This window comes from Streptomyces sp. NPDC006610 (assembly GCF_040611575.1).
In the GTDB taxonomy this organism is placed as follows: Bacteria; Actinomycetota; Actinomycetes; order Streptomycetales; family Streptomycetaceae; genus Streptomyces.
In genome coordinates this window covers 121,987-131,803 of sequence record NZ_JBEXOP010000020.1, presented here as the reverse complement: position 1 = coordinate 131,803, position 9,817 = coordinate 121,987, and the positions used below count along the sequence as shown (strand labels likewise).

9 protein-coding genes and 1 pseudogene are annotated in these 9,817 nt (G+C 71.0%); 7 read left to right on the top strand and 3 right to left on the bottom strand.

Going from position 1 to position 9,817, the window contains the following annotated elements:
* Positions 1–106: 106 nt before the first annotated feature.
* Both ABZY13_RS18395 and ABZY13_RS18390 read left to right on the top strand, forming a co-directional pair.
* Positions 107–1,279, top strand: a complete 1,173-nt coding sequence (locus ABZY13_RS18395) for a cellulose-binding domain-containing protein (protein ID WP_356631866.1) — start codon at positions 107–109, stop codon at positions 1,277–1,279.
* 168 nt (positions 1,280–1,447) lie between these two features.
* Positions 1,448–1,582: pseudogene (locus ABZY13_RS18390) on the top strand (ATP-binding protein); the annotation flags it as partial.
* A gap of 32 nt (positions 1,583–1,614) precedes the next feature.
* Here ABZY13_RS18390 and ABZY13_RS18385 read toward each other — a convergent pair.
* A complete protein-coding gene (locus tag ABZY13_RS18385) occupies positions 1,615–2,346 on the bottom strand; it encodes a hypothetical protein (RefSeq protein ID WP_356631864.1) in 732 nt (243 codons plus the stop codon).
* Between the two features lie 76 nt (positions 2,347–2,422).
* Between ABZY13_RS18385 and ABZY13_RS18380 the strand changes: the two genes are divergently transcribed.
* Positions 2,423–2,995, top strand: a complete 573-nt coding sequence (locus ABZY13_RS18380) for a helix-turn-helix domain-containing protein (RefSeq protein WP_356631862.1) — start codon at positions 2,423–2,425, stop codon at positions 2,993–2,995.
* 206 nt (positions 2,996–3,201) lie between these two features.
* Here the strand turns inward: ABZY13_RS18380 and ABZY13_RS18375 are convergent, their stop codons facing one another.
* Positions 3,202–4,563 carry a glutamine synthetase family protein gene (locus ABZY13_RS18375; protein WP_356631860.1) on the bottom strand — a complete coding sequence of 454 codons (1,362 nt, stop codon included), beginning with the start codon at positions 4,561–4,563 and terminating at the stop codon, positions 3,202–3,204.
* Between the two features lie 387 nt (positions 4,564–4,950).
* Here ABZY13_RS18375 and ABZY13_RS18370 point away from each other — a divergent pair, with 387 nt between their 5' ends.
* The 4 genes from ABZY13_RS18370 to ABZY13_RS18355 all read left to right on the top strand — a co-directional run bounded on the left by ABZY13_RS18370 (position 4,951) and on the right by ABZY13_RS18355 (position 9,061).
* The gene (locus ABZY13_RS18370) at positions 4,951–5,616 is read left to right on the top strand and encodes a DUF3105 domain-containing protein (protein WP_356631858.1); all 666 of its coding nucleotides are present in this window, start codon (positions 4,951–4,953) and stop codon (positions 5,614–5,616) included.
* Positions 5,617–5,630: 14 nt separating this feature from the next.
* Entirely contained in the window at positions 5,631–6,260 is a 630-nt protein-coding gene (locus tag ABZY13_RS18365; protein WP_356631856.1) for a DUF305 domain-containing protein, read from the top strand.
* 184 nt (positions 6,261–6,444) lie between these two features.
* Positions 6,445–8,199 carry an NAD+ synthase gene (locus ABZY13_RS18360; RefSeq protein ID WP_356631854.1) on the top strand — a complete coding sequence of 585 codons (1,755 nt, stop codon included), beginning with the start codon at positions 6,445–6,447 and terminating at the stop codon, positions 8,197–8,199.
* Between the two features lie 502 nt (positions 8,200–8,701).
* Entirely contained in the window at positions 8,702–9,061 is a 360-nt protein-coding gene (locus ABZY13_RS18355) for a DUF805 domain-containing protein (RefSeq protein ID WP_356631852.1), read from the top strand.
* Positions 9,062–9,272: 211 nt separating this feature from the next.
* On the opposite strand, the gene ABZY13_RS18350 is transcribed toward ABZY13_RS18355, so the two are convergent.
* The gene (locus tag ABZY13_RS18350) at positions 9,273–9,719 is read right to left on the bottom strand and encodes a VOC family protein (RefSeq protein ID WP_356631850.1); all 447 of its coding nucleotides are present in this window, start codon (positions 9,717–9,719) and stop codon (positions 9,273–9,275) included.
* Positions 9,720–9,817 lie beyond the last annotated feature (98 nt).

Genomic DNA, 9,817 nt, shown 5'->3' with positions numbered 1-9,817 from the left:
GCTGTCGGACAGGTCCGGCCACAGGTTCGTCACGTCGTTCAGGAGGGCGGTCTGCTGGCGCTCGCGAGCCACCCCCCACCCCCTCACCCCCACCCCGGAGGCACACGTGAGCGTCTCTCTCCCGCGATTACTGGCCAGGCCCTGGACGGCGGTCCTGACCGCCGCCGTGGTGCTGGCATCCGGCTTCACGGCGATGTCCGCGAGCGGCGCGGAGTCCGGCTGCCGCGTCGACTACAGCGTGAACAAGTGGACCGGCGGCTACACGGCCCAGATCAAGGTCACCAACCTCGGCCCGTCGGTCAGCAACTGGCGTCTGACCTGGACGTACACCGGCGACCAGAAGGTGACGTCGGCGTGGAACGCGACCGTCACCCAGACCGGCGGTTCCGTCGTCGCGACCGACGCGGGCTGGAACGGCGCGCTGGCCACGGAGGGTTCCGCGGAGTTCGGCGTGCAGGGAACCTGGCGGTCGTCCGACCCGGCGCCGACCGACTTCGCCCTCAACGGCGTCTCCTGCGGCGGCACCGGCACCCCGCCGCCGACCACGCCGCCCCCCACGACCCCGCCTCCCACCACTCCGCCGCCCAGCCCCGAGTGCGGCACCGCGGTGATCTGCTCGGACTTCGAGAACCAGACCGGCACCACGCCCTCCGGCGACTGGCGCTTCACCGCCCCCGACTGCCAGGGCACCGGCAAGGCCTCGGTGGACACCACGGTCGCGCACAGCGGCGGCAAGTCGCTGCGGGTCGACGGCGGGGTCGGCTACTGCAACCACGCCTTCGTCGCCTCGACCGCGGACCTGTCCTCGGTCGGCCCGGTCCTGCACGTCCGCATGTGGGTACGGCACACCACCGCACTCCCCGCCGCCCACGTCACGTTCGTCACCCTGCCCGACTCCTCGCAGAACGGCCGCACCCTGCGCGTCGGGGGCCAGAACGGCGCCCTCCAGTGGAACCGCGAGGTCGACGACGCCACCCTGCCCGCGCAGAGTCCGGCCGGCGTGGCCCTGAGCCGCCCGCTGCCGACGGGAACGTGGCAGTGCCTGCGCTTCGCGATCGACACGACGGCCCCGAAGCTCGACACCTGGCTCGGCGACGAACAGATCCCGGGCCTGCACGCCGACGGCGTCCCCACCCACGACATCGACCAGCAGTGGCTGGCCCGCACCACCCCGCCCCGCCCCACGGCCCTGCGCCTGGGCTGGGAGAGCTACGGCACGGGGGCGGACACCCTGTGGTTCGACGACGTGGCGGTGGGCTCGTCCCCGATCGGCTGCTGACCGGCTCTCACCTCGTGACCGTATCCACCCCCGTCCGGTCGGATACGGTCACGGGGTGACCGAGAGCCTGCCCGCCGACGTGACGGACGTCCTCACGGCGCTCCTGAACACGAACAGCCCGGTGCACGCAGCGCTCCCCGCCCAGGTACCGCACCTCGGCGTGCGCGTCCCGCCGCCGACGACGCGCACGGGCGGGGACTGCTCCTGGTCGACTCCCTCGCCGAGTTTTGGCACACGGGGCCCAGCCGCTTCGGTGGAACCGTCGTCTCCTTCCAGATGGCCGATGCGTGGCCGACCGGGTGAGGGGAGCGGGGTGACACGGCGGCCGTACCGGTCTACGAGTAGGGCCGGATGGCCACCGTGACATCCATGTCGAAGACGTTCTCTCCGGCTGCGGACGGCAGACCCAGGACCCGGTCGAGCGCGCGGCCCAGGCGGCCGCAGCCACTGGTGGCCGGTGCGGCGAACTCCGCGTCGTGGGCGCCGAAGACGGCGACCAAGGGGTCCTGGGATATCAGCCTGGTGGGCTCGGTGTCCTTGAGCACCAGGTGGACCGCGTTCTCATCGCTGCCCACAGAACAGTCCGACGGCAGCAGGGGCAGCCCGTGCGCCGAACCTATGGCGAACCTGATGTCGAACTCGCCTCGCCGGCGGTCGTCGGACAGGAAGTCCGAGTAGCCGCCGTACTGCGGAGTCAGGGACAGCGGGGTGCTTCCCACCCGGATCGGCTCAGCGGTCATCTCCCCGAAGATCTGCCGGAATTCACCGCCCACCCGGCCTTCGGCAAAGGTGATCTTCATGGGTTCGGCGAGCGGCTCGTCGATTGCTCCCATGCGCAGATGCCCCGTGGCATGCATGACCTCGCAGCGCCAGGTCCCAGGGTCCGCGGCGGCGGGCAGCTCATCGGCGGTCGGGCAGGCGGAGAAGTCGAACTCGGGCAGATCCGCGGCCCGTTCTGCTCCGTACGCGGGTGCGGCGCCCAGGGTGAGTCCGGCAAGCAGGATCCCGGCAGTGGCAGTTGTGAAGCACCGGACTGCGGGACCCAAGGTCATTCGGTTCGTCGTCATGCCGTCAGCATTGCAGAGATTTCTCTGCAGAGGAACCTCTGCAGAGAAAATTCCGCCTTCTGGATAGACTGCCCCCATGACGCAAGAGCGGAGAACGGACGACACAGGGCGGCGCACGGTCGACAGCCCCGAGGTGCTCAAGGCCCTTTCGCACCCACTGCGCCTGCGCATCCTGCGCCACCTCGGCACGGCGGGCCCCGCCACCTCGACCACGCTGGCTGCCGCCCTCGGAGAGAACACCGGAACGCTGAGCTACCACCTGCGCATGCTGGAGCGCAGTGGCCTCATCGAGGACATCCCCGAGCGCTCCGCCGGGCGCGAGCGGTGGTGGCGCGGGGTGCGCGGCCTCGACATCCGCAGACCGCCGCAGAACGAGCTGACGGACGCCGAGCGCGTCATGTCGGCCGAGCTGGACCGCCTGAGGCTGGAGGAGGACATCGAACTCGCCCGGCGGTTCACCGCCGACCAGGCGGATTCCGCAGGCTGGATGCGGGGTTCACGCAGCCTTGTCCACCTCACGAAGAGCGAGCTGGACGCGTTCCACGACGACTATCTGGCCCTGCTCGCGCGCTACGCCCGCGGGCCCGAGGACGCTCCCGACGACGCGCGCCCCGTGCTCCTCCGCTGGTTCGGCGTGCCCGCTGACTGACCGGCGGTCGGCCGGCGAACTGCCCGGTCGGCCGACTCGCCGGACGGGCGAGTGGACAGAAGGGCTCTCCGCGGCCACCCCGTCGACCCGGTCATGGCGCTTCCCGGCCCTCAAAAACGCGCCGAGGCCGACGGTTCCCGACCGTCGGCCTCCAGCTCTCACGAAGCGTCTCGGCGAAGCCCTCGCCGCGCCCCGTTTCCCGGCCCCTACAGCACCGGCAGGTTCTTCCGCAGCTCGAACGCCGTCACCTCGGAGCGGTACTCGTACCACTCCTGGCGCTTGTTGCGGAGGAAGAAGTCGAAGACGTGCTCGCCCAGGGTCTCCGCGACCAGGTCGCTGCGCTCCATCAGGGTCAGGGCCTCGCCGAGGTTCTGGGGGAGGGGCTCGATGCCCATCGCGCGGCGTTCGGCGTCGGAGAGGGCCCAGACGTCGTCCTCGGCGCCCGGCGGAAGTTCGTAGCCCTCCTCGATGCCCTTGAGGCCGGCGGCCAGCAGGACGGCGTAGGAGAGGTAGGGGTTGGCGCCGGAGTCCAGCGAGCGGACCTCCACGCGGGCGGAGCCGGTCTTGCCGGGCTTGTACATGGGGACGCGGACCAGGGCCGAGCGGTTGTTGTGGCCCCAGCAGATGTACGACGGGGCCTCGCCGCCCGCGCCGGCCGTGCGCTCGGAGCCGCCCCAGATGCGCTTGTAGGAGTTGACCCACTGGTTGGTGACCGCGGAGATCTCCCCCGCGTGCCGCAGCAGGCCCGCGATGAAGGAGCGGCCGACCTTGGAGAGCTGGTACTCGGCGCCGGACTCGTAGAACGCGTTGCGGTCGCCCTCGAAGAGGGAGAGGTGGGTGTGCATGCCGGAGCCGGGGTGCTCGGAGAACGGTTTCGGCATGAACGTCGCCTGGAGGTTCTGCTCCAGCGCCACCTGCTTCATGACCAGGCGGAACGTCATCACGTTGTCCGCGGTCGACAGCGCGTCGGCGTAGCGCAGGTCGATCTCCTGCTGGCCGGGCGCGCCCTCGTGGTGGGAGAACTCGACCGAGATGCCCATCGACTCCAGCATGGTGATCGCCTGGCGGCGGAAGTCCATGCCGACGTTGGTGGGGGTGTGGTCGAAGTAGCCGGAGTTGTCGGCGGGGGTGGGCACCGAGCCGTCGACCGGCTTGTTCTTCAGCAGGAAGAACTCGATCTCGGGGTGGGTGTAGAAGGTGAAGCCCAGGTCGGAGGCGCGGGCCAGGGCGCGCTTGAGGACGTAGCGCGGGTCGGCGAAGGACGGGGAGCCGTCCGGCATGAGGATGTCGCAGAACATACGGGCCGTGCCCGGGGTCTCCGCACGCCACGGCAGTATCTGGAACGTCGACGGATCCGGCTTGGCGATCATGTCCGACTCGTACACGCGGGCGAATCCCTCGATGGCGGAGCCGTCGAAGCCGATGCCCTCGTCGAACGCCTGCTCCAGCTCGGCCGGGGCCACGGCCACCGACTTGAGGAAGCCCAGCACGTCCGTGAACCACAGGCGTACGAACCGGATGTCGCGCTCCTCCAACGTACGGAGCACGAACTCCTGCTGCTTGTCCATCTTCCGCTTCCCCATCCTTGCTGGTCAGGCCGCCTGTCTCCCGCGCGCGGGAGGCGGTCGGGCACCTGAGCATCCCACCACAACACCATTTCACGCGCGTTGCGGACCCCGATCGCCCGGCCGACCCCGGACTGAACGCCTCGCGTACGGCAGGTGTCCCGCTGTCGGCGGCGCCGGCCGCCGCGTCACCGCTGTCACGGCTGTCCTGCCTCCATCTTGCCTGCCGGCACCGGCTTCCGTAATGCCGGGCCGGGCCCCGTGGCAGTGATCGGGCCATTTCAGGGAGGGTTTCATGGTCGGTTCCCGCCGCCTCTCTACGAGATCACCCACCTGCGGCACTACGATCAGCAAACCCGACCGTCCTCCTTCCCCAGAAGGGCCAGCCCCATGGGTTCCGCCAAGAACAAGCAGAGCAGTGCGGCGCGCAAGGCGCGCATAGAGGAGATGCGGCGCGCGGAGCGTGCCCGCGAGCGCCGCAGCAGAATCCTCACCATCACGGCCAGCGCGGTGATCGTCGTCGGCCTCGTCGTCGGCGGCGTGGTGCTGGTGAAGACCCAGTCCGACGACTCCGACACCGCGACCGACTCCAAGACCACCGGCAAGCTGGTGGCCGGAGCGGACGGCGTGAGCAAGTGGGAGGGCGAGCTCTCCCGGACCCACGTCAGCAAGGACGTGAAGTACTCGGTGGAGCCCCCGGTCGGCGGCGACCACAACCAGGTGTGGATGAACTGCAACGGCGACGTCTACACCGACGACATACCGAACGTGAACGCCGTGCACTCCCTGGAGCACGGCGCGGTCTGGGTCACGTACACCGACAAGGCCGACAAGGCCGACGTCGACGCCCTGGCGGAGAAGGTCAAGAAGACTCCGTACACCCTCATGAGCCCCAACGAGGAGCAGAAGGACCCGATCATGCTCACCGCCTGGGGCCACCAGCGCACGGTGACCGGCGCGGACGACCCGAACGTGGACAAGTTCCTGGAGAAGTTCGTCCAGGGCGAGCAGACGCCCGAGAAGGGCGCCGCCTGCACCGGCGGACTGTCCAAGTGAGGCGAGTGGGACAGGTGAGGCAGGCGCAGGCCGGCTGGATCGCGGGCGCCGCGGCGGCGCTGCTGGTGGGCGTCGGCGGGATCACGTACGCCGTCGCCCAGGACGGCGGCGCCGACGACGGCGTGCCGACGGCCGACTCCGCCGACGCCGGCTTCGCCCGCGACATGTCGGTGCACCACCAGCAGGCGGTGGAGATGTCGTACATCGTGCGCGACCGCACCGACGACGAGGAGATACGGCGGCTCGCGTACGACATCGGGCAGACGCAGGCCAACCAGCGCGGCATGATGCTGGGCTGGCTGGACCTGTGGGGTCTGCCGAAGGTGTCCGCCGACCCGCCGATGACCTGGATGGACATGGGCGACGCGCCCACCAAGGGCGACGGCGCGTTCATGCCCGGGATGGCGACCAACGACGAGATGGAGCGGCTGGGCAGGCTCAGCGGGCGGGCCGCCGAGGTGTTCTACCTCCAGCTGATGACCGAGCACCACAAGGGCGGCGTCCACATGGCCGAGGCCTGCGTCGAGAGGTGCGCGGTCCCGGTGCAGAAGCAGCTGGCCCGGGGCATGGTCGAGGGCCAGGAGTCGGAGATCGACCTGATGGCGGGGATGCTCGAGGAGCGCGGCGCAACGGAGCGGCCCTAACGGCGGCGCCGAGGCGCCGTCGCAGGGCCGCTCCCTCCGAGGGGCCGTCGCAGGTCCGCTCCCGCCGCGGCGCGGTGCAACGGCCGCTCCCGCCGCGGCGCGGCCGCACGGCCGCCCCCGGTCGCGTGGTGCGCGCCACATCCCCGCACCCCCATCGCGTCGCTCTGACGATTACACTGATCCCGTGCCTCAACTACGCCTCGCACTGAACCAGATCGACGCGCGCGTCGGCGACCTCGCCAGGAACGCCGAGACGATCCTCCGCTGGACCCGGCACTCCGCCGAGCGGGGAGCGCATCTCGTGGCGTTCCCGGAGATGGCGCTGACCGGGTATCCGGTGGAGGACCTCGCCCTGCGCTCCTCCTTCGTCGAGGCGTCCCGCGCGGCCCTGCGCTCGCTCGCCGCCCGGCTCGCCGAGGAGGGCTTCGGGGAGCTGCCGGTGATCGTCGGCTACCTCGACCGCAGCGACCGGGCCCAGCCCCGCTACGGCCAGCCGCCGGGCGCCCCGCAGAACGCGGGCGCGGTGCTGTACCGCGGCGAGGTCGCCCTCACCTACGCCAAGCACCACCTGCCCAACTACGGCGTCTTCGACGAGTTCCGCTACTTCGTCCCCGGCGACACCATGCCCGTGGTGCGGCTGCACGGCGTCGACGTGGCCCTCGCCATCTGTGAGGACCTCTGGCAGGACGGCGGCCGGGTGCCCGCCGCGCGGTCGGCCAGGGCCGGGCTGCTGCTCTCCATCAACGCCTCGCCCTATGAGCGCGACAAGGACGACACCCGGCTGGAACTGGTGCGCAAGCGCGCCCAGGAGGCCGGCTGCACCACCGCCTACCTGGCCATGATGGGCGGCCAGGACGAGCTGGTGTTCGACGGCGACTCGATCGTCGTGGACCGGGACGGCGAGGTCGTCGCGCGGGCGCCGCAGTTCGCCGAGACCTGCCTCGTGCTGGACCTGGACCTGCCGGCCGCACTTCCGGACGCGCCGAAGGGCGTCGTGGACGACGGACTGCGCATCGACCGGCTGGTGCTGTCCGAGGAGCCGCTGCCGGCGTACGAGCCCGAGCACGCCGGCGCGTACGCTGACCGCCTGGACGACGACGAGGAGATGTACTCGGCGCTGGTCGTGGGCCTGCGCGCGTACGTGGCGAAGAACGGTTTCCGCTCCGTGCTGATCGGTCTGTCCGGCGGCATCGACTCGGCGCTGGTCGCGGCGATCGCCTGCGACGCGGTGGGCGCGGAGAACGTGTACGGCGTGTCCATGCCGTCGAAGTACTCCTCGGAGCACTCCCGGAGCGACGCCGCGGAGCTGGCCCGGCGGACCGGGCTGAACTTCCGCACCGTGTCCATCGAGCCGATGTTCGACGCCTACATGGGGTCGCTGGGCCTGACCGGCCTCGCGGAGGAGAACCTCCAGTCCCGGCTGCGCGGCACGCTGCTGATGGCCATCTCCAACCAGGAGGGCCACATCGTCCTGGCTCCCGGCAACAAGTCCGAGCTGGCGGTGGGCTACTCCACGCTGTACGGCGACTCGGTAGGCGCGTACGGCCCGATCAAGGACGTGTACAAGACGTCGGTGTTCCGGCTCGCCCAGTGGCGCAACCGGGCGGCGGCCGAGCGCGGCCAGACCCCGCCGATCCCGGAGAACTCCCTGACCAAGCCGCCGAGCGCCGAGCTGCGCCCGGGCCAGGTGGACACCGACTCCCTGCCGGACTACCCCGTCCTGGACGCCATCCTCGAGCGTTACGTCGACCGCGACGAGGGCGCGGACACCATCGTGGCCGCCGGGTTCGACGCCGCGCTCGTCACGAAGACGCTGCGGATGGTCGACACGGCCGAGTACAAGCGGCGCCAGTACCCGCCGGGGACGAAGATCTCCCCGAAGGGCTTCGGCAAGGACCGGCGGCTGCCGATCACCAACGGGTGGCGGGAGACGGCGTAGAGGGCCTGGTCGGGCGCACCGCCGCCGCCGCGATCGGGCGGCGGCGGTGCGCCGCCCCCGTCGGGTGGGCCGGCCAGGCAGGGCCGGGGCCCGCACTCCAGGCGGTCGGCGTCGAGCGGTCGGCGCAGAGTGCACCGCGTCCCACCGGCAGGGGACCACGGCGCCGTCGCGGGCGGACGGCGCTCCTTCGCGCAGGGGACCTGGCCGAGATCCGGCCCTGAGTCGCCCGGCCGTGGAGGCCCGTCGCCCGCCGACGAGGTCCGGCGGCCGGGCGATGAGGTCCGGCGCCCCGGCGACTTCACCCGGGTGTACCGGGCTGTTCCTCGGGCGATCCGTCTATCTCGGGGTGAAACCGGCCGAAACCGGCTCCGGTCGGGCCGATCATGGTCACCGATCGGCCGCTGAGCGGTAACTTTTTGACCGGTGCACAACAGGCCATCTACATTCCGCTGGCCTGATCCTTTCGGACGGCCCCACCGCTCACTCCCCAGGGGGACCACCCATGCACTGGTACGTAGACGTTCTCAAGAAGTACGCCACCTTCAGCGGCCGCGCCCGCCGCAAGGAATACTGGATGTTCACGCTCATCAACACGGTGATCTACGCCGCGCTGCTGGCGCTGGACTTCGGCCTCCTCGGCCTGGGCTTCATCGCCCCGCTCTACATGGTGGCCGTCCTGGTCCCGACCCTGGCCGTGCTGGTGCGCCGCCTGCACGACACCGGCCGCTCCGGCTGGTGGTTCTTCATCAGCTTCGTCCCGCTGGTCGGCGGCATCGTCCTGCTGGTCTTCACGGTCAGCGACAGCAAGCCGGAGGCCAACGAGTACGGCTTCAACCCCAAGGCCGTCCCCGCCACCGTCTGACGCCGTCCCCGTCCCCGCACCACCCACCGGCCCGACGCCTCCCCAGGCGCCGGGCCGGCGGCGTTCGTGACGGGGCCGCGCTCCGTATCCGGCGGCGTCAGGCGCCGGGCCGCGGGCGACGAACGCCGGTGCCACCCCCAACCTGCGGGCTTCCGCACCGTCCGGCCGGTCGGCTGCGGGCCTGACCGCTTCCGGGGCCGCGCCGTGACGGCTACGGCCGACCGCCCGCCGGGTCCGACAGCACCTTGTACAGCGGCTCCGCAGCCCGGCGGCGGTACTCCTGGATCGCCCAGCCGTTGCCGTCCGGGTCCTTGAAGTAGAGGAACGTCGCTCCGTCGTCGGGGGCGTAGCGGACGGGGTCGGAGACGTCCAGACCGCGCCCCGCCAGTTCCGCGTGGGCCGCCTCGATGTCGGCGACGCACAGCTGGAGGCCCTGGTAGGAGCCCGGTTCGGGGCGGGGAGCGCCGGTCATGTCCCAGATGCCGTCGCCCAGGGCGATCGAGCAGCCCGAGCCGGGAGGGGTCAGCTGGACGATGCGCATGCCCGGCATGACCTCCTGGTCGATGTCCACGTGGAAGCCGACCTTGTCGCGGTAGAAGTCGCGGGCCCGGTCGATGTCGCTCACCGGCAGTGGGATCACTTCGAGCGTGTAGTCCATCGGCTCAGCCTCCGTCGGTCACGGTCACGGTCATGGTCACGGTCACGGTCACGGTCACGGTCATGGTCACGGGCAGGAATGCGCACGGGCCATGGGAC

Coding starts and splice junctions, on each gene's coding strand:
- ABZY13_RS18385 (WP_356631864.1), bottom strand. CDS start 2,346: ATGACGACGAACCGAATGACCTTGGGTCCCGCAGTCCGGTGCTTCACA.
- ABZY13_RS18380 (WP_356631862.1), top strand. CDS start 2,423: ATGACGCAAGAGCGGAGAACGGACGACACAGGGCGGCGCACGGTCGAC.
- ABZY13_RS18375 (WP_356631860.1), bottom strand. CDS start 4,563: ATGGACAAGCAGCAGGAGTTCGTGCTCCGTACGTTGGAGGAGCGCGAC.
- ABZY13_RS18370 (WP_356631858.1), top strand. CDS start 4,951: ATGGGTTCCGCCAAGAACAAGCAGAGCAGTGCGGCGCGCAAGGCGCGC.
- ABZY13_RS18355 (WP_356631852.1), top strand. CDS start 8,702: ATGCACTGGTACGTAGACGTTCTCAAGAAGTACGCCACCTTCAGCGGC.
- ABZY13_RS18350 (WP_356631850.1), bottom strand. CDS start 9,719: ATGGACTACACGCTCGAAGTGATCCCACTGCCGGTGAGCGACATCGAC.